19 protein-coding genes and 1 riboswitch are annotated in these 18,800 nt (G+C 46.0%); of the genes, 12 read left to right on the top strand and 7 right to left on the bottom strand.

Annotated features, from left to right (window positions below; all coding sequences use genetic code 11):
- Window positions 1-10: 10 nt before the first annotated feature.
- Window positions 11-448, bottom strand: coding sequence for a hypothetical protein (locus tag HFA01_RS03860; protein ID WP_146813407.1), 438 nt, complete (start codon window positions 446-448; stop codon window positions 11-13).
- Window positions 449-568: 120 nt separating this feature from the next.
- Between HFA01_RS03860 and HFA01_RS03855 the strand changes: the two genes are divergently transcribed.
- From HFA01_RS03855 to HFA01_RS03845, 3 genes are all read left to right on the top strand, one after another.
- On the top strand, window positions 569-1,027 hold the full coding sequence (locus tag HFA01_RS03855) for a hypothetical protein (protein WP_146813405.1): 459 nt from the start codon (window positions 569-571) through the stop codon (window positions 1,025-1,027).
- Between the two features lie 289 nt (window positions 1,028-1,316).
- Window positions 1,317-1,417: riboswitch (purine riboswitch) on the top strand.
- 69 nt (window positions 1,418-1,486) lie between these two features.
- Window positions 1,487-2,779, top strand: a complete 1,293-nt coding sequence (locus HFA01_RS03850; RefSeq protein ID WP_146813403.1) for an NCS2 family permease — start codon at window positions 1,487-1,489, stop codon at window positions 2,777-2,779.
- Window positions 2,780-2,954: 175 nt separating this feature from the next.
- Entirely contained in the window at window positions 2,955-3,536 is a 582-nt protein-coding gene (locus HFA01_RS03845) for a DUF4256 domain-containing protein (protein ID WP_146813401.1), read from the top strand.
- An 80-nt stretch (window positions 3,537-3,616) separates the two neighbouring features.
- On the opposite strand, the gene HFA01_RS03840 is transcribed toward HFA01_RS03845, so the two are convergent.
- Window positions 3,617-4,522, bottom strand: a complete 906-nt coding sequence (locus HFA01_RS03840) for a VanW family protein (RefSeq protein ID WP_146813399.1) — start codon at window positions 4,520-4,522, stop codon at window positions 3,617-3,619.
- A gap of 282 nt (window positions 4,523-4,804) precedes the next feature.
- On the opposite strand from HFA01_RS03840, the gene HFA01_RS03835 reads away from it, so the two are divergent.
- Window positions 4,805-5,254 (top strand): hypothetical protein, encoded by a 450-nt coding sequence (locus tag HFA01_RS03835; protein WP_146813397.1) that lies wholly within the window; start codon window positions 4,805-4,807, stop codon window positions 5,252-5,254.
- Between the two features lie 436 nt (window positions 5,255-5,690).
- A complete protein-coding gene (locus HFA01_RS03830; RefSeq protein WP_146813395.1) occupies window positions 5,691-6,335 on the top strand; it encodes a hypothetical protein in 645 nt (214 codons plus the stop codon).
- A gap of 58 nt (window positions 6,336-6,393) precedes the next feature.
- Here HFA01_RS03830 and HFA01_RS03825 read toward each other — a convergent pair whose 3' ends face one another.
- Window positions 6,394-7,128, bottom strand: coding sequence for a poly-gamma-glutamate hydrolase family protein (locus HFA01_RS03825; RefSeq protein WP_167506152.1), 735 nt, complete (start codon window positions 7,126-7,128; stop codon window positions 6,394-6,396).
- Between the two features lie 429 nt (window positions 7,129-7,557).
- Between HFA01_RS03825 and dacB the strand changes: the two genes are divergently transcribed.
- Both dacB and HFA01_RS03815 read left to right on the top strand, forming a co-directional pair.
- Complete coding sequence (dacB, locus tag HFA01_RS03820; RefSeq protein WP_167506151.1) at window positions 7,558-8,943, top strand: D-alanyl-D-alanine carboxypeptidase/D-alanyl-D-alanine endopeptidase; 1,386 nt, start codon at window positions 7,558-7,560, stop codon at window positions 8,941-8,943.
- 99 nt (window positions 8,944-9,042) lie between these two features.
- On the top strand, window positions 9,043-10,254 hold the full coding sequence (locus HFA01_RS03815; protein ID WP_146813388.1) for a cation:proton antiporter: 1,212 nt from the start codon (window positions 9,043-9,045) through the stop codon (window positions 10,252-10,254).
- 72 nt (window positions 10,255-10,326) lie between these two features.
- Here the strand turns inward: HFA01_RS03815 and HFA01_RS03810 are convergent, their stop codons facing one another.
- The 3 genes from HFA01_RS03810 to HFA01_RS03800 are packed head-to-tail and all read right to left on the bottom strand — an operon-like array spanning window position 10,327 to window position 12,498.
- On the bottom strand, window positions 10,327-11,052 hold the full coding sequence (locus HFA01_RS03810) for an NAD-dependent protein deacylase (RefSeq protein WP_146813386.1): 726 nt from the start codon (window positions 11,050-11,052) through the stop codon (window positions 10,327-10,329).
- 15 nt (window positions 11,053-11,067) lie between these two features.
- Window positions 11,068-11,808, bottom strand: coding sequence for an oxygen-insensitive NADPH nitroreductase (nfsA, locus tag HFA01_RS03805; RefSeq protein WP_146813384.1), 741 nt, complete (start codon window positions 11,806-11,808; stop codon window positions 11,068-11,070).
- 12 nt (window positions 11,809-11,820) lie between these two features.
- Complete coding sequence (locus HFA01_RS03800; protein ID WP_146813382.1) at window positions 11,821-12,498, bottom strand: hypothetical protein; 678 nt, start codon at window positions 12,496-12,498, stop codon at window positions 11,821-11,823.
- A gap of 159 nt (window positions 12,499-12,657) precedes the next feature.
- Between HFA01_RS03800 and HFA01_RS03795 the strand changes: the two genes are divergently transcribed.
- Window positions 12,658-13,005 (top strand): hypothetical protein, encoded by a 348-nt coding sequence (locus HFA01_RS03795; protein ID WP_146813380.1) that lies wholly within the window; start codon window positions 12,658-12,660, stop codon window positions 13,003-13,005.
- A gap of 12 nt (window positions 13,006-13,017) precedes the next feature.
- Here HFA01_RS03795 and HFA01_RS03790 read toward each other — a convergent pair whose 3' ends face one another.
- Window positions 13,018-13,266, bottom strand: coding sequence for a hypothetical protein (locus HFA01_RS03790; RefSeq protein ID WP_146813378.1), 249 nt, complete (start codon window positions 13,264-13,266; stop codon window positions 13,018-13,020).
- A 653-nt stretch (window positions 13,267-13,919) separates the two neighbouring features.
- On the opposite strand from HFA01_RS03790, the gene HFA01_RS03785 reads away from it, so the two are divergent.
- The 4 genes from HFA01_RS03785 to HFA01_RS03770 all read left to right on the top strand — a co-directional run bounded on the left by HFA01_RS03785 (window position 13,920) and on the right by HFA01_RS03770 (window position 18,674).
- Complete coding sequence (locus HFA01_RS03785) at window positions 13,920-14,888, top strand: ATP-binding cassette domain-containing protein (RefSeq protein ID WP_146813376.1); 969 nt, start codon at window positions 13,920-13,922, stop codon at window positions 14,886-14,888.
- Entirely contained in the window at window positions 14,878-15,657 is a 780-nt protein-coding gene (locus HFA01_RS03780) for an ABC transporter permease (RefSeq protein ID WP_146813374.1), read from the top strand. Before HFA01_RS03785 ends, HFA01_RS03780 begins: the two co-directional genes overlap by 11 nt.
- A gap of 155 nt (window positions 15,658-15,812) precedes the next feature.
- Window positions 15,813-16,838, top strand: a complete 1,026-nt coding sequence (rsgA, locus tag HFA01_RS03775) for a ribosome small subunit-dependent GTPase A (protein WP_146813372.1) — start codon at window positions 15,813-15,815, stop codon at window positions 16,836-16,838.
- A 72-nt stretch (window positions 16,839-16,910) separates the two neighbouring features.
- A complete protein-coding gene (locus HFA01_RS03770) occupies window positions 16,911-18,674 on the top strand; it encodes a beta/alpha barrel domain-containing protein (RefSeq protein WP_146813370.1) in 1,764 nt (587 codons plus the stop codon).
- Window positions 18,675-18,800: the final 126 nt, after the last annotated feature.

Here is an 18,800-nt window from a genome sequence, read left to right as displayed (position 1 = left end):
TTCTCTCAAGTTAAATCCCAAAAAGAATAAAGGCAACGAGAAGGCTGAAGGCTAATACACCTATGACGATCTTGTGCAAAACGTTGCGGGAGAGCTTGCCTAGCCATTCATATAAAACCGCAAACAACGCAACAACAGCAATCATTTCGTAGAAGAAAATGAAATAGGGATCAACGAACATCCATATCAACGAACATACCGTCACGTATAAGCCTAATTTTATGAAAAAACGTCCGATTTCCAAGCGGTCGACGATTCTATTCATTAAAAAAGATAAGGGGAATAAAACAAGCATGAGTAATAGAAACACCGCTAGATAGACGGTATGCCATTCGCCTGATGTGAATGGGACAGAGGCGTGCTCGTAAGTGGTTCTTAGCGGTTTGGGAAACTGTATGAGCACAAATGCGAAGTTCCAGACCACTAAAACGGCTAAGAAATTACGCATACGTTCACCCCCTTACTCGTTGATTACACCCAATTATCTCTTTGTCGATTCTGCATGTAAAGGGTACGGCTGTGAAGGGAATCAAAATCTTTTTGACAAATGGAAAAGGGGGGATGTCGTGTGGGTGAAATGGAATGGGATAGGCAAGAAGTGAAGCGATTAAAAAAGAAACAATTGATTCATTCCAACCTTCTCTTGCTTTTCTTTTTTATTCTATTTGCTATTTACTCTCAGAACGGTGGCGCACTTACGGTTGTCATCGGCTTGTGCTGTATTTTTTTATCCATTTATGCGGCCAATTTGTTGTACGTGCTTATAACGGGGCAGGTAGTAGGAACGAAGACGTATAAGCGGGTGCTTGCTTTTGATATCGAACACATGGGGAAAAGAAGATGGAAAAGAAGAAGAATGATAGAATTGATCTTCCTATTTGTTTTGATCCTTGGGATTATTGTGGCTTTGTTTACATTTGACTTGGGTGAGGCAAGTTTGACCTTTCCTCTCGATTTTTTTCCTATGCTGGGTGGATGGATCGGTATGAATATCGGGCAGATCACCAGAATCAGGAATTTATCTTAAATGGAATGGCTAGTGATCATCCTTAGCCTGGTCATTCATTGAATTAAGCAAAGCCTGAAGCCGTATTTTTTTGTGGATGATTAAAAATCATGAAATTCATCCATGGTTGAAAGGTTAGCTTAATGAAAAGCGACTAGCAGTAATTACGCTGAATATTCGGGCAATAATAGGAACACGGACATTGCGTAATCCTTCGGGAAGTTAGTTTTAGAAATCAGAAAAAAGTGAATTCCCGGACATTTTTCAAATGCATTGACCCCCGTCTTTTGGATTGTTATGATTCTCCCTATAATTCAAAATAGCAGCACCTTGTATAAGTTCAGGAATACGGCCTGAACGTTTCTACCAGCTACCGGAAATAGCTCGTCTACAAGGGATGGAACGTCTATGTTCCTTTCCTTATGTATAAGCACCGGTAGAATGCCGGTGCTTTTTTTGTTTTTGATAGGAGGGGACATCATGAGAAACTTTTTTCAATTCAAAGAACGTGAAACGGACTTTCAAAAAGAAACGCTCGCGGGGATTACGACGTTTCTTTCTATGGCTTATATATTAGTCGTCAATCCGATCATTCTAAGTCAGGCGGGGATGGATAAAGGGGCACTATTCACAGCTACGGCTTTATCCGCCATTGTCGGATCGCTGTTGATCGGACTTCTTGCTAACTTTCCTGTAGGAATCGCACCCAGTATGGGGCTGAACTCATTCTTCACCTTTTCTGTAGTCATCGGGATGGGCATTGAATGGCAGGTCGCTTTGACCGGCGTCTTCATCGCTGGAATCATCTTTATGATCCTCAGTTTACTTAAGATCCGGGAGAAGATCATCAATGTCATTCCGAAAGATTTAAAGCATGCGATTGCAGGAGGCATCGGCTTTTTCATTGCGTTCATCGGATTGAAAAATGCCGGCATCGTCGTTGGGAGCGAAGAGACGTTTGTATCGATCGGTCAATTGACCTCACCAACAACAGCTCTTGCAGCGTTCGGCTTTATCGTTACGCTGATGATGCTTGTGCGCGGCATTCGCGGAGGGATTTTCTACGGGATTGTCATCACCAGCATCATCGGCATGATGGTTGGATTGGTGGATGTGCCTAAATCGGTCGTGGGGGAAATTCCAAGCCTCGAGCCAACCTTCGGCGTGGTTTTTCAGCATTTAGGGGAAATCTTCAGACCGGAAGTGTTAGCGGTTATTTTCACCTTCTTGTTTGTCGCATTTTTTGATACGGCAGGCGCGCTTATTGCTGTAGCCAGCCAGGCGGGAATCATGAAAGACAACAAAATTCCAAACGCAGGCCGCGCTCTATTGGCTGACTCCACGTCTGGAGTGGCAGGAGCCATCTTCGGGACATCGACGACAGCTTCCTTCGTTGAATCTTCTGCGGGTGTTGCAGTCGGCGGCCGTACAGGATTTACGAGCGTTGTCATTTCGATCTGTTTCTTTATTGCGTTGTTCTTTTCTCCTGTTCTTGGTGTCATCACACCAGAAGTGACAGCACCTGCACTGATCATCGTCGGTGCTCTCATGGCGACAGAAGTGAAAGAAATCGACTGGAGCCGTTTTGAAATCGTCGTGCCGGCGTTCGTCACGATCATCATGATGCCGCTCACGTTCAGTGTCGCAACCGGAATTGCGCTCGGATTTATTCTTTATCCATTTGCTATGATTGCGAAGAGAGACTGGAAGCAGGTACACCCGATCATGTACACCCTTGGTGGCCTGTTCATTATGTACTTCGTGTTTTTATAAATATTCAATAATACGGCTAGAGAATCTGCCCTGACTTTATAAAGTCTGAGGCAGATTTTTTTGCTTTCAGGTGACACAAAACGCGTGTGTTCCCTTCCATAACCCGGACACTCTTGTGTTTATATGGGCTCTTTATAGTAAGATAAAAGATATCAACGATTGGGGAGGAAGGAAGATGACAAAGGACACGAGTACCAGCCATAAAGCGCAGCTTTTACAAGAAGAAAAAGAAGAACTGCTTCAAGTATTAGAAGCACGTTTCGAAAAGTATAGGAATCGTCATGAGGAACTGGAATGGAATCAAGTCCAGGCTAAACTTCATGAACTTCCTGAAAAGTTGTGGTCCCTGCACGAAATGGAAAGAACCGGTGGCGAACCGGATGTCGTCGGATACAGCAAAGAGAAGGACGCCTACATCTTTTATGATTGTTCAAAGGAAAGTCCTAAAGGCCGGAGAAGTGTGTGTTATGATCGCGCCGCCTTGGAATCCAGGAAGAAATATAAACCAGAAACCAGCGCGATGGATATGGCCGCGTCGATGGGGATCGAAATGCTGACGGAAGAACAGTATCGTGATCTGCAGGATCTCGGGGAATTTGATTTGAAGACATCCAGCTGGGTTCATACGCCTGAGAAGATTAGAGAACTTGGCGGGGCGCTTTTTTGCGATCGTCGCTTTGATCACGTTTTTTTGTATCATAACGGAGCAGAGTCCTATTATAAATCCAGAGGGTTCCGGGGTTCGCTGTATGTCTGATGTCTACCACAAAAAGGTCTGTACCTCCTGTGATTTAATGAGGTACAGACCTTTTTGTGTGATTGAATGAATGTGTCATATCATTGGAACATCTCTTCAGGGAGCTGTTTGCTTGCATCGGGAACTTCCTTTGGTTCTGTATTGATCACATCAGAAGAATACACTTTTACAATCATCTGTCCGCCATACACCTTCGACCGGATCAGCAGGGGCTGATTGTACGGATTTTTAAATGTGAAATCAGGACCGTACCAACTCACTGTCGCATCGCGCCCTTCCGGAACATAAGGGACACGCTTACTGTGCGAATAGCGTTCTAAAATCTTCACACCGGCTTTGTCTACCGAGTTGAACAATGTGGAAGATAACTGACAGATGCCTCCGCCGATGCCTTCGGTCACTTCTCCTTTGACGATGACCGGGGCTTTCTTATATCCCTTTTCTACTGTCCTTTTCCCGACCACCTGATTAAAAGAGAAAACCTCGCCGGGAAAGACGACATGACTGTCCAATGCTTCTGCAGCCAGACGGATATTGTGGGCACGTTCGTGATTGTTTTTATTAAAATAAGTGACGTATTGGCCGATCTGTTTCGTGCGGATGGTTGCGAGCAATTCACTATCCACTCTCGGGTGAACGGGGAGGGTGGGAGTTTGAATGACCGCGGATCCCTTATTATTTAAATAACGATAAAATTCTTCGATGAACTTTCTCTGATCGACCTTGACTCCCGGTTTGCCGGGGATAATTTCCTCTGCTTCTCCTATTGTTGCGGGTACTGGTTCGCGGTTGACTTCAGTTTCCAGGGCGGCAATCAACTGCACGGTTTTTTTTGTATCGACAAAGGGTCTACCTAACGTTTCATCCTTGAAATCCTCACGGTTAACGGTCATTAACTTTTCACCCTCATGAGTGATCGATGCGTGCTGTTCCTGAATGAACGGGGCACTGATTAATAAGCATATTGAAAGAATGGCAATTTTCATCCTGACTCCTCCTGAAGTTAGTATGAGTAGGTGCTGTAGGAATCATGTGAAAGACTTTAGAAAAGGGCTGGCAGTCTTTAGAGGTACGATCTGCATCCATTAGTTAGAAAATCTTGAACGTTTATGGTTTGGGGGAAAGTTCGATACCGAAACAATGTTCAGCTTTGAACGAAAAGGGATGATCATTCCAGGGTTGAATGGAAGATAGGGTGAAACCATTCAAGGGATGAACTCGTATGGGAAGATAAGGGTTTAGTCTAGATAGAATAAGGAGGTATGACCATGAGTGAAGAGTTGCTGAATAAAGTCAGGCGCATCCTTCTTTACATCGCGTTTCTTTTGGCCGCATTTCTCCTATCTTATTTTCTCGCTTATCCACTTGGGTATTCCCCGCTCGGTTATGAAGTGGTGAAAAAAGAGGAGAATTCGGTCGTTGTACAGTCCTTGAATACGTGGGGGATTGAAGAAAAGAGGGTCACTTATCAACCGCCTGAAGGGGATGAATGGAGAGCAAAAGCGCTCGTCGATCGTATTCACGCTCAAGCAATGGAGTACCACCTCTTTTTCACGGCCATTATGGTAGCGATCTTCTGGGTAGGGATGGATGTCCTGAAAGGGAAACCACTCGGGAAAGTGCTTGTCCTCAGCTGTTTTTACGTCTTTTTCTCCGGGTTATCCCTTATCCAGCATTTAGGGGGTATTAAGGAGATCCTGGAAGGTTCCATCTATTGAGGATTTCTCGGAGGGAATCACCTGCCGATGAATAGAAAGGAATAAGAGCACATCCAGGATCATGAAACCTTTATCGTTCTAGCACGTAAAGAAGTCAATGAAACTTTTAGGAGGGAGACCCTATGGATATCGGTTCATGGATCATTTTGTTCTTCGTCCTCTTTCTACCGATCGGTGGGTTTAAAAAGATGAAAAAATAAGCAAAGGAACATTCTGTGAGCTTTCTGGTTCGGGTTGAATGACTTGATCATCATAGGCCTTTCCATTCAAAGAGGTTTTTTATATTTTTCAGGGAAATGGAAGCTTCTTTTTTATTTCTCGTACTCATTTTTAAATGTTTTATAACGATTGATTGAAGATCAACTTTCGGAAAAGGTGGGGAAGCAGCCTTTATCTAAGCCGAGGAGTAAATAGTAGGTAGAATGGAGGGATTTTCTTGGTCAACGAACGCGTACGCAAAACAGCGCTGATTGTTCTCCCCATCATGGCCGCCGTGACGCTGATTGCCGTGGGGGCGACAGGGGCCTACTTTAAGGATGATGTGAACATTGGAAATGTGTTCGTACTCATAAGCATCATAGGAGCAGCCGTTTTCGCCTTTTTATTCCTGCTCTTCAGGAGAAAGACAGGGCTGGTGATCGGATTGATGCTTGCTTTTCTTCTTGCTACACCTGTTTTGTTCTATTTGATCAACAAACCAACAACGACCACATTCGGTGAAGTACTCCCTAATCACATAAGTTCTGGACAAATGGTCACGGAAATCAAGATTTATACCGAGATGGGGAAACCATTCAAATCCGTCACTTTGGAAGATCCTGAAGAGATGAAAAGCGTGTTGCAGTCCCCCTCAGATATGACTCTCGTGACCTCAGATGATGGTTTCTCCACACACCTCTATTCGATTTGGCTGGAAGGTGGATCTTATGGAGACGAGATTCAGATCATTATTGGAAAGGATGCCGTCCGTATCTGGGGAAGTATGGATGGTGAAGGTGTGGGCGGTGAATATAAAATCGAAGGAGAGAACACCCTTTTACAAGTGATTGAGAATGGTGAATTTGATTGGGTAAAAGGGTGAATGGTTGTGTAAATCCTATCGGTTAAAACGCTCCACATGTGGTGGAGCGTTACGTTTGCTAGTCTTGATATTCTTTCATTGCTTCCTGAATGGCTTCTACATACGCTTTAAACGCTTCGGTCTCATTAGTAGAATCTTTCCTTGATGAATAACTGATGTCCCCGTTTTTAAAAAATGCCTTTCTTTGTGCTCGGGTAATCTCAAGTTGGACCCCTTTGTTTGTCTTTGTTTTGTTGACATAGTTGTCGGGGTGATCACCGTTCAGGTGTTCAGGAGGTTCTTCGACAGCAAAACCTTCTTCTTCTAAATGACGCTTTACAAGCCCCATCAACTCTTGATCCCGACCGCCGATCAATGTTTTAGGCTCATCACCGCCTGCTCCGTGAATGGAAATATGATGGTTGGCTCCTGCGACCATCTCAAGGGCTTGAGGCTCATCAAAGTTTGTCGAAGTGATATGTAAGTTTCTGAAATTATCGGATGTCAATCTTCCTTTGAATGCGTAATAGGGATACTCATCTCCAGCAATCGCTTCTGCTAGAGTTGAGGTTGTTTCTTCGATCCCGCCGCCATGGATCGCACTGACGAGCCATGTCTGGTTACCTTCTGTACTTGTGGCAATGACCCAGTCCTCTCCTTCCTCATAAACGGCAGTCAACTCTTCAAACGAACAGAACCGATCTCCGGAACAATCGTCTTCAGCTTTTTGTGAGCTTTTTTCTTTATCTTCATTTAAAAACCATAGCAGTGCTGCAATGGAAACAGCAACGGCCAGGGTGATTTTCAGTTTCATCTCTACACCTCTTCCTTCTAAAGGTACTCTATCAATAATGGGGGGCATATGGATAACCATATGCTTGGTCAATGAAGGAAATGAAGCGGAAATGGCATGGGTGTATGCCTCAGACACCCATGTTCCCTCATCAGTTTGGGCGGTGCATCAGTTTTATAAAAAGCTTCAGGAAGAGGATAGCATTCGAAAGCGGCCTTGAAAAGAGTCCTATTCCCCTTGAAGAAGTAGCAGGATAGGGATAAAGATCAAGTTACAAAATCTGGCTGCTCTGCTACGATGAACATAGGTAAGATTTTTAGGAGGCCTTTACATAGAGATGTCGACACCGAAGAGAATACAGCTTGTCATCCCTTTTCTTACCCTCGTCAGGATGTTGTTTTTTAATCAAACGTGGAAGAAGAAAAGGAGGTCTCGGAAGGGGAGACGGCATTGAAAGATAAAATAGATCGTTTATTAGAAGGTGAAACTCTTCATGGGGCGATGGCTGGGGTGAGCATACGCCACGCCGTCTCAGGAGAGGTGGTTTATGAAAAGAATGGGCACCTTAGGTTGACACCTGCTTCAAACACAAAATTGTTCACAGGAGCAGCCGCATTGGAGACGCTTGGACCTGAACACGCGTTTACAACGGGATTGTGGACGGACGGGGTGATCGAGGACGGCACGCTGAAAGGAAACCTATATTTGAAGGGGAAAGGTGATCCATCTCTGACCGCTGAAGACTTGGATGCGATGGCCGTTTCTTTAAGAAAGAAGGGGATCAAGGAAGTGACAGGAGAGGTTATAGCGGATGATTCGTGGTATGACAAGATCCGCTTGTCCCCTGGGATTCTATGGTCACAGGAAAGTGAGTACTATGCCTCGCAAGTGTCTGCCCTGACCGTGTCTCCGGACCAGGATTATGATACAGGGACCGTGTTGATCAGCGTCTCTCCTGCACATAAAGAAGGACAAGCGGCGACGATTGAAGTGACCCCAGGTAACGAATATGTAGAAATTTTGAACCGGACAAAGACCGGAACGTCCAAAACAGAAGATGAATTAAAGGTGGAGAGGGAGCACGGGACCAATACGATTGTCGTAGAGGGGACCATGGCCATCGATGATCCTGTTTCTAAATCGTGGATCTCGGTTCTTGAACCGACAGGGCTCGTGATTGAACTCTTTTACCAGTCGTTAGTAAAAGAGGGCATAGTGGTGAAAGGATCACACGCTAAATTCCCTGAAACGCCTAAACAGGCCACTCGCTTGTATGAGCATTCGTCCATGCCTTTAAAAGAGTTGTTTCTTCCCTTTATGAAGCTGAGTAACAATGGTCATGCGGAAGTATTAGTGAAGGAGATGGGCAAGGTCGTCCACGATGAAGGAAGCTGGGAAAAAGGGTTGGAAGTTGTCGAAGCGGAAATGCGGCATTTAGGAGTGAATATGGATACGATACAACTCAATGATGGATCGGGAATGTCAGCGACAAATTTTATTCCTGCCCATGAAATCTCCCAATTGCTTTTCCAGGTTCAAGAGAAAGAATGGTTCCCTGAATTCCGCCGTTCGCTGCCAGTGGCCGGGAATGAAAAAAGATTTGAAGGCGGCACGTTGCGCCATAGGATGCAGGGAACCGAAGCGGAAGGAAATGTCAGGGCGAAAACAGGCACGCTGAGTGGTGTTTCCTCCCTTTCCGGGTATGTCACAACGAAAGACGGGGAACCGCTGATTTTTGCGATGGTGTTCAATCATTTCCTGGCAGAAGATGTAGACGAGATCGAAGACCGTTTGGCGGTCATCCTTTCAGAGCATCAGCTGTCAGTAAAAGAATAACAGAAGCGCGGACGTTTTTTACGTCCGTTTTTTTATGGGTAAGGGGAGACCAAGAAGGGAAAGACTAACTGTAGCTATTTCATCCTGGGAGGGTTTCTCATGCACGGATTTCATGATGTTTTTATTCAAATCCTATTGTTGCTCGCCATCTCTGTCACAGTCATCGCCATCGCCAAACTATTGAAAGAACCAGACTCGATCGCCTTGGTTCTCGTCGGTCTCGTTCTCGGCCTGACCCAGCTGCCTTTCATTGAAGAAGCGGAAAGCTACATTACCCAGTCGGAAGTGTTCCAGGCGACCGTCATCTCGCTTTTCCTTCCGATTCTGCTCGGTGATGCAACGTTGAAGCTCCCTTTTCATCATCTTTTTTCACAAAAGAAAACGGTGTTGGGGCTCGCATTTTTAGGGACATTCATATCGTCGCTCAGCATCGGGGCAGCGGCTTATTTCTTTTTGGACCTGCCGCTTGCTGTCGCGTTTACCTTTGCTGCGCTCATGAGTGCAACGGATCCGATCAGTGTGCTTTCCATCTTCAAATCCCTCGGTGTGAAACAAAAAATGTCGACGATTATGGAAGGGGAGTCGCTGTTTAATGACGGCATCGCCGTCGTGCTCTTCAAAATCGCCAGCATCTACTTGTTGACCTACATTGAAATGGGATGGGCTGGTCTTGGGAGCGGAGTATTCCTATTTCTGAAGTTTGCCGTTGGCGGCGCCCTTATCGGACTTCTCCTTGGTTTTATATTCTCTCAAGTGATTCGGATTTTCGATGATTATCCGCTGGAGGTCGCCTTCAGTGCCCTGTTGTTTTTCGGAAGTTACTTTATCGCTGAACATTTCCATACGTCAGGGGTAATCGCTGTTGTCGTCGCTGGATTCGTATTCGGCGATTATGGGGCGAAGATTGGCATGTCCAAGGAAACGAAAACGAATATCAATACGTTCTGGGATAGCATCACACTGCTTGCGAATGCGCTGATCTTCCTGATGGTCGGTCTTGAAATTCGGAACATTGATCTTGCAGGCAATTGGGGATATATTGTCGGAGCCATCGCTATTGTCCTCGTCGGACGTACCATTGCCGTCTACATTGGAACAGGCTGGGTGAAAGAACTGTCTTCCAAAGAGAGAATCCTCATCAACTGGGGTGGATTGAGAGGAAGTCTCTCGATCGCTCTCGCCTTGAGTCTGCCCATGGATTTTGACGGCCGGGAACAAGTGCTGCTGCTCACCTTTTCCGTCGTCCTCTTCTCACTGATTGTCCAAGGACTCACCTTAAAACCAGTCATCAAAAAACTTGGATTGGTATAATATCCATCATCTGGTGTACCAGGTCATACAAATAATGGAAAAACGCCTCCTTCTGCAGAAGGAGGCGTTTTTTTACATGTTTTCTTTTATTTTCGTGATCGCTGCTGACAGGTCTTCGTGTAGGACATAGTCAAAAAGACGGTCCTTATCTGTCGGTTCATTGTTGATGAGAATCGTCGTCGTGTTTTCCTGTTCATAAGCAAGGGAAGGAAGCAGGTTGAAAGGAGTCACGAAAAGCGACGTGCCCATGACGAGCAAAAGGTCAGCTTTTTCAATGATCGATTCAGCCTTATCATGAGCGGTGATCAGGTCACCAAACAACAGAACATCCGGCTTCAACACCGCTCCGCAATCCTCACAAACCGGTACAGCGACTTTCATGACATCATCCAACGAGTAAGATCTGCCGCAGTCCGGACAGCTCGATCGGTTCAACGTTCCGTGATATTCAAGGACACGCGAACTCCCGGCAAGGCTGTGAAGTCCGTCCACGTTCTGCGTGATGATCGAGACTTCCCGGTCTTCGGTTTCCAATTCTTTAATAAATTGATGGACAAGGTTCGGCCGGTAGTTTTTCAACAGCTTCATCCGGAAGATCGCCTTATATTTTTTCCAGAAGTCCACGGGGTCATGGAAAAAGTAATCGGTCGACATATAGTACTCGCGATCATGATCTTCCGTCCATAACCCTTCGCTTGAGCGGAAATCAGGAATTCCGCTTGCTGTCGACACCCCAGCACCCGTCAGGACAGCGATCCGTTCTGCACTCTTTATGTTAAGAGCAATCGTTTCATACATAGGTGGCAACTCCTCTTACTGCTTGTTGAAGCCTTTCTTTTTCACGATACTGGTGACGTCCATCCGCATTGGCTTAGTGAAGCGGCGCAGCATTTGGTCAGTCCAGGAGTCATTTCTCGTATTCGTTTGACGGGACTGATAATAGGCGGCGATCGTTTCATCAAAAGCACCGAGCTCATCTTTATGGTCGCGTTTGTATTCATTTTCAAAATAGATGGCTTCTTTCGGGAGACGCGGTTTCTTGTCAGGCTGGTGAGCGGGTTCCCCGAGGACCATGCCGAACAGTGGAAGCACATGTTTCGGAAGTTCCAGGATCTCATCCACTTTATCAAGCTGGTTCCGAATACTTCCGATATAACAGATGCCAAGCCCCATCGATTCTGCAGCAACCGCCGCATTCTGGGCAGCAAGGGCTGCGTCAATCGCAGAAACGAGAAAATGTTCACTGTTTTCAAGATTGGAAAGCATCTCCTCGTACTGCTCTGAAGAGGCGTGAAGGGTATGACGGTAAAGATCGGCACAGAAAATCATCAAATGACCGTTATCTTTCACGTATCCCTGACCGGTGATTTCCGCCAGTTGTGCTTTTTTCTTTTCATCTGTCACGCCAATGATCGTGTAAGCCATCATGTAGCTCGATGTGGACGCCTGCTGCGCCGCAGACAAAATCGTATTCAACTGCTCGTCTGTCACAGGTGTATCTTTGAATTTTCGTATTGAACGGTGGTTCAAAATCGTTTCAAGCGTTTCATTCATGATTCTGTCCTCCTATTGGTAGATCCATTGCGTCCGAACCGGGTCCTTCGTATCGGGGTCTGCCGTTGGATCGTCACTTGTGATTTGTAAACGTTCTTCATCCATAAAAGTAACAGAATGGATCGCGTATTGATACTGATTTGGTTTTGGGAGGAGGTGGTCTTCTCCGGGTTCCAGTTCAATCGGTTCGAGCGTACCCAGGTCCATGACGACCAACTGGTGGACCGCCATTTCTTCATGCGTACGTTCAAAAAGGAACGCCACATACTGCTGATCAGGAGAAACGTGGCTTGAAACCAGTTGGCTCAAATCACTCATTAGAAACGAGTGCTTTTGTTCAAAATCAATCATCAAATGTGAGCAGCGCTCCTCATGACAGGCAAACTCCACCAAATACTGATCTTCTCTAATTTTAGAAAAAGGAAGCTTGCGCAGGTATTGTTCAGGCTGATCAAAATTATGTACATATTGGGATAAAATCGGGTAATCTTTGGTTGTAAACGGGTAAGAAACTCCATCGAGGGTGAGCTGCATTTTATTTCCATTCCCTTCAGCTGTCTCCTCCTCTGTGAGGTCATCTTCTCCTTCAAGTGGATTTATATTTAACGTGTCCTCTGCATCTGCATTAGAGCTGCATCCGACCAACAAAAGGAGGAACAAGCCGATCCACCCCGCGTTTTTCATCATCATAAACTATTCCCTCACTTAAAAAAGTTCTTTTCTACAGGATACCACAACAGGCAGGAATTCATGAGGGTGAAACTTTTACAAAAATTATCTGCAATCATGAAGGATTAAGGAAATGAAAAAAAGAAATATATCTTCATAGAGAAACAAGGAGGTGGGGGGATGGGAGAAATCTACAGTTTCAGAGCTTTTCAGTCAAAGAAAGAAAAGAAAAAGGCCCAGGACCCAAGAACAACGGTCGCCATTTATCAGAGCGTGGTCTATTATGTGCATTTGTACAGCGATGAAAGGAATAAACATCCACTGGAAAACTTGACCACAAATATCGAACTTGCCCCCATTTTTAAAAATGACCGTGATCCATTTATGGAAGCGTTCGCGGCCCTCATTCAACATTGGGAGCTCCCACCGAACACCCATCAGGAGCTACCAAGAGGTCGAGAGTTATCTCATTTTCCGACGCTTGGAGATTTATGTATCTATATAGAAAAAAAGGTGAAAGAACTATAAGACGATGATTTCTCATGTCTCATAGCCTTTCACCTTTTTCATGTTGACAATTCCTACGTAGAACTGTGTCAACCCAATCCCGAACAAAAGCGGTCCGACGCTTGCTGCAAGCATCGTACTAATCAGCGTTTGTACCATACCAATCGCCATCAACATCATGTATTTTTCTGCTCTAAACGTTAAGTATGAACCGAACAACGTACCGATACTAATGATCAAAAGGGCCGGCATCAACCAAGGATACAATTGAGTGAGCTCCATGGTATTCACCTCCTCGAACTTATTCTGAAAATTCTTATTATTAGAGATTCTATCACGTTTTGAAATCCTGTTTCAACCGTGAAAACCGTCTAGTTTTGGCGGTTTTCCGTAGTGACGTAAAAATAAAGATTCCCCGCTTGAACCAGTTTCAAACCTAAAACCCTTCATTTATATTAATCTTTTATTAGAGCTCCCCTTTTCTTGAAGACTCAGTTTTGAGATGTTCTCGGGGTTCGTTACCTAGATTGGGCGTTAGGGGTGGCTTGGAAGCTACTCGTCCAGCTTCATCGCCCAGTGTTTACTGGGGCAATTCCGCATTGGAACACTTTCCTGTGGGGGTGCGCCGAGGTTCCTCGGACTCCTTCCTGCGGGATCTTGCCTATCTCCTTCTCCCACTGGAGTCTCGCAGCTTCCCAACCATCCCATTCGATTTATGTAAGATACGAACCCCTTCCCAAGTTGGATTGTCTTCCGCTATCCCGATTGTTCAAAGCATAAAACGCTCTGGATCAAGTTTTCAGAGTTTAAGTACTTAGGTTTGGGAGTTTCAATCTTATGTTCCAATCAAACTTAATAGCTGTTTATTCTGAATGTGATTATGGTGGGACTTTTGTATATAGTAGAGATATGGATGGATGACTGGAGGGATAGGGATGAATGGAAAAATCGTTGTCGAGCATTTGACTAAAACATTCAAAAAAGGAAACGTTCAAGCCGTAAAAGATGTTTCGTTTGAAGTGGAGGAAGGAGAATTCTTCGCGTTTTTAGGACCGAACGGAGCAGGGAAATCGACCACTGTCCAAATTTTAACGACGCTCATCAATGCCACTTCCGGCAAAGCAGAAGTGGCTGGTCATGACGTCATTCGAGAGCCGGAAAAAGTCAGACGTTATATAGGAGTAGCGCTACAGGAAACAGGTGTGGATCCTGACCTGACTGGAAGGGAAATGATTGAGCTTCAAGCGAATATTTTCGGATTCCGTAAAGAGGAAGGAAAAAAGAGGGCCCAGGAGCTGTTGGAGATTGTGCAGCTGACAGAAGCGGCAGAACGGAGGATCGGCAACTATTCGGGCGGGATGCGTAGACGTCTTGATCTCGCTCTCACGCTCGTCAATGAACCGAAGATTCTTTTTCTCGATGAACCGACAACAGGGCTTGATCCTTCGAACCGCATGGCCATCTGGGAAGAACTGCGGCGGCTGAATGAAGAAGTGGGCACCACCATTTTTCTAACAACCCAGTATTTAGAGGAGGCCGATTCGCTTGCTCACCGCATCAGCATCATCAATGATGGGGAAATTGTTGCGACAGGCACGCCGAAAGAGTTGAAGGCCCAAATCGGGAATGATTTGATCACACTTACATTAAAAGATGAAAATCAGCAAGCCGAGGCTGTGGAGTACTTACGCGAACGGATGGCGGACGTTGATGTGATCAGTCGGCAGAATAAGGTTCTCATTTATGTAGAAGAGGGGACAAAACAATTGCTTGAAGTTGTCCGTCTGTTTGATCAGGAAGGCTATGAAATAGAGGACATCCAACTCTCCTCTCCAACCCTAGATGATATTTTCTTGAAAATCACGAGTGAGAAAAAAGAGGGAGTGAGAGCAGATGGGGAATAATTTATGGAAAGATACGTGGCTCATGACGGTAAGAAACATCAAAACGACGTTGCGTAATCCATTTTCTTTCATCCCTAACTTGATCATATCGGCTTTTTTCCTCCTTGTTTATGAAGGCGGTTTGAGCGGGATCTCCCAACTGCCGACATTTGAAGGTGCGAACTATTTAGCGTTCATTCTGCCTGTCTCCATCGTCTCTGCCGCCATTGGTGGAGCCGGGGGTGCCGGACAGAGCATTGTGAAAGACATCGAAAACGGTTTTTTCTCACGGTTGCTCCTGACACCTGCTTCAAGACTGGCGATCGTCCTCGGGCCGATCATTGCAGGAATGCTTCAACTTGTCGTCCAAACGCTGCTCATCATAGGCATCGCTTTTTTGCTTGGGCTTGAAGTGGTCACCGGTTTTGGTGGCATTCTGTTTGTGTTGCTGATTGCCGTTGGCTGGGGGCTTGCGTTTGCCGGATATTCTGCTGGAGTCGCACTCCGTACAGGAAACGCCCAGGCCGCACAAGCGGGAACATTCATCTTTTTCCCGCTCATTTTTCTAAGTACCACGTTCGTCCCGTATGATCTGATTGAAGCCCAGTGGCTGAAAATCGCAGCGACGATCAACCCGACGACCTACATTTTTGAAAGTATGCGTACAGCTCTTATTGATGGCTGGGTGTTTTGGGATTTGATGCAGGGGGTTTTTGCCATCCTTATCGTATGTACCATCACCATCACGTTCGCAGCCGTTTCTGCAAAAAAAGCAGTTTCCAGGGGATAAATAGAACCACTGACCAAAAATTCTGATATAATAGAACCAACTAAAAAGTTAGGAGTGATGTTTTATGGCAAACGTAACTATTCTATCCAATACAAATCAATCAAATCACGGAGGACATCACTCGTAACGTCCTCCAAAATTTCAGGAGGAATTGAATGAAACGGAATGATTTTACAGAATTTTTTAAAGCACAAATGAACGAAGGGGACCACATCGGTAGAGTCACCCGCCTGACTCATGGCTTGTACACGGTCGTGGATGATGAGCAGGAGCGAAACGGAGAAGTATCCGGAAGGTTTCACCATACCGTCGAGGTAGACAAAGATTACCCGGCTGTCGGGGATTGGGTTGTATTTGAACCTTATGATGCAGGCGCACGTGCGAAAATTCACCGCGTCCTGGGTCGTCAGACAGTCTTGTCGAGGAAAAAGGCGGGCGGAAGTCATCAGGAGCAAATCATTGCAGCGAACGTCGGTACGGTTTTTATCGTCACGGCCTTGACTCAGGAATTCAACTTGAGAAGAATTGAGCGGTATGTCCAGCAAATTTATGAGAGCGGCGCAAGCCCTGTCATCGTTTTAACGAAAAGGGACTTGTGCGATACGGTTCCTGATCACATCGCTAAAGTCGAAAGTGTGGCTCCTGGCGTTCCGGTCTATGCCGTCGATAGTTTGACAGGCACAGGAATGAAAGAACTGGTCACTGAATTGCGAGTGGGCGATACGATTTCACTTGTCGGTTCTTCTGGTGTCGGCAAGTCGACACTCATCAACTATCTGCTCGGTATGGAGAAACAAGCCACCCAGGGCGTCCGTGAAGAGGACCAGCGCGGACGGCATACGACGACACATAGAGAGCTGTTCGAACTGCCGAACGGAACCTACATCATTGATACACCCGGCATGCGTGAATTGCAGCTATGGGGTGGCGATGAAGAAGGGGTCGGCCAGACGTTCTCTGATATCGACCGTTTGAGCGCATCTTGTAAGTTCAGAGACTGCAAGCATGAACGAGAGCCGGGATGTGCGGTCCAGCAGGCCATCGATGAAGGAGAACTCGATGCTGCACGTCTGAAAAGCTACAACAAGTTGAAACGGGAGTTGAAGCGGCTCGAGTTGAAGGATCGGTACGGAACGCATCGCACAAACCGGATGCTGCACGGACCGAACGCGATCAAGTAGAAAAAAGAGGTGCCGCTTCCGGCGCCTCTTTTCTTATGAAACAGAAGCATTCTTATTGAAAAGGAAGATTTTATGCCGGATTGGTCTTATCATGTGTTGTTCAAACCTTGGCTATCAAAACTTTCCCCTGTGACTTCCAGGGAATTTTTACATAAAAATATGAACCGGATTGCCTCTCTTCCAGGAGGCGGGCATATCATTCATTTCCTAGGGAGAGAGGAGATCTCTGAACGACCCGCAACTTCATTAGGACGGGAGCTGATCCCTGGACCTGTGGGGCTATCAGGAAAGATCGATCCACGATTATCAGGTACGAAAGCCTTCCGTAATCTAGGATTCAGCATGATTGAAATTGGACCGGTGACCCTGGAACCAGAGAAGGGGGACGACCCCATAAGAAAAGAAGGGCGGCTGCTGCTTCCTGATCACGGGGAGGCGATCGGTCTGGAAGAAACGGTCCGACGTCTTGAAACGCTGGATGCAGAGATTCCCTTTCTCTTTCACTTGCGTGGGTCCCAAGAGGAAATCATGAAAATGGCAAAAGCACTACAGCCTTTTCACGGGATATTCAGTGTCCCGGATCATGAGTGGAAGCCGGAACTTATCGATATCCTTTCAAAATGGAAACCTGTATTTTTAAGAGTGCCCAGTGGAGACGTTTCTGAAGTTCGTAGACTTGAAGGAGTGGAAGGGGTCATCTTAGAAGAATCCAGTAGGGAGGGGACAATAGAAACGCACAAGGATGCATTGGAAAAGCTCAAGGGCTATGATGTGATCACGGTCGGAGGGGTGGAGGAGCCCGCAGATGCGCTCGACCTCCTATCCGCAGGAGCAAGCATGGTGTTTCTTTCTGCCGAATATGTTGAAGCTGGTCCTGGATTACCTAAGCGAATTCATGAAGCGCTGCTGGATGAAAAATTAGAAGCATGTGAAAGAGAAACCGGCTGGATGTGGTACTTCCTGTTTGGACTGGCCGTTTTTCTAGGGGGACTCCTTGCCTTGGTGTTCAGTTTGACCTCCGTCATCCTTCCTTATGATGAAGCATTTCTAGGGATATCGAGACAGGAATTGCTTTTGTTCAATGAACGGATCCTCTGGTTTATGGCCCACGACCGGATGACGCTCGCCGGCACGATGATTTCCGGTGGGCTGCTTTACATGTGGCTGGCTCGATTTTCTGTTTCCAAGGGAGAAAAGTGGGGGAAGCAGGCGATTGATTTTGCTGCGATCGCAGGTTTTCTAGGTATTCTCTTTTTTATCGGTTATGGTTATTTTGACTGGCTGCACCTGTTATTCTGGATCATCCTCCTGCCCTTATATGTGACGGGTTGGATGAAGTCCCGAGGTCTGTCTGAAAATCCAACATCGAAGAATCGAAAAAATGATCGTACGTGGCTGCTTGGTGTCTATGGGCAATTTTGCTTTGTCGTTCTGGGATTCTCGTTTATACTTGGAGGCATGATCATTTCCTATATTGGCATGACCGAGGTCTTTATTCCGACAGATGTCCAATACTTATGCATGCCGCCTGAACTGATTCAGAACTTCAATGAACGATTGATCCCCGTCATCGCTCACGACCGCGCCGGATTCGGAAGCGCACTCTTTAGTGTCGGCTCTCTCGTCCTGATGAGCGCTTTGTGGGGGTACCACCAAGGAAAAAGGTGGTTCTGGTGGATGTTCCTAATCGGAGGAATTCCCGCTTTTGCTGCAGGAATTTTTGTACACGTCATGATCGGTTATACGACATTCATCCACTTGCTGCCTGCGTACATCGCTCTTTTCTTTTACGTGGCGGGTTTAGTGCTTTCTTATCGATTTTTAATGAATAAATGAAGCGAAAGGTCATCCGATTTGAGGATGACCTTTCGCGCGCAAGAAGAAAGGAACGCGCGCAAGAAGAAAGGAACGCGCGCAAGAAGAAAGGAACGCGCGCAAGAAGAAAGGAACGCGCGCAAGAAG

Origin of the sequence: Halobacillus faecis, from assembly GCF_007991335.1 — a bacterium.
GTDB lineage: Bacteria > Bacillota > Bacilli > Bacillales > Halobacillaceae > Halobacillus > Halobacillus faecis.
The sequence above is the reverse complement of the archived record's forward strand: the minus strand, read 5'-3'. Positions and strand labels throughout refer to the sequence as shown.